Here is a 603-nt window from a genome sequence, read left to right on the forward strand (position 1 = left end):
TGGCCGACCCCGCCGGAAGGCGGCTGGACCGCCGACGACCTGGACCGCCTCCCGAATCTGCCTCCGCACACGGAACTGATCGACGGGAGTCTCGTCTTCGTGAGTCCGCGGACCATCTTTCATGAGCGTGCCATCGATTTCTTCAAGTGGCAGCTCCAGTCTCTGGCGCCTGCCGACCTCGAGGTGTTCCGCGAGTTCACCATCGACCTCGACCGTCAGAACCGCCCCGAGCCGGACGTGGTCGTCGTACGCGAGGAAGTGGTGGAGGACCCTGGTCAGACGCGGTTCCCGGCGGACGCCGTGGTCCTGGCCATCGAGGTCGTCTCCGAGGACTCCGTCTCCCGCGACCGTGAGACCAAGCCGCTGAAGTACGCCCGGGCCGGCATTCCCCACTACTGGCGGGTCGAGTGCGAGCAGGGGCGTGCCGCGGTGCACGTCTTCGAGCTGGAGCCCACCACGGGCACCTACACCAGCACCGGGATCTTCCGCGAGCGGCTGAAGGTCGACGTTCCGTTCCCCGCGGACCTGGATCTCACCCGGATCAAGGTCCGGCGGGACAAGGTCCAGTAGGACCCGCGCACGACGGCTGCCCGGCACTCCCTG

The 603-nt window shown here is 67.8% G+C and carries 1 protein-coding gene; it reads left to right on the forward strand.

Features of this window, described 5'->3' with window-relative positions:
- On the forward strand, positions 1–570 hold a 570-nt coding region (locus CCN42_RS37455; protein WP_107427711.1), incomplete at its 5' end, for a Uma2 family endonuclease.
- Between the last annotated feature and the right edge of the window lie 33 nt (positions 571–603).

This window comes from Streptomyces glaucescens, assembly GCF_002154375.1.
Lineage (GTDB): Bacteria > Actinomycetota > Actinomycetes > Streptomycetales > Streptomycetaceae > Streptomyces > Streptomyces glaucescens.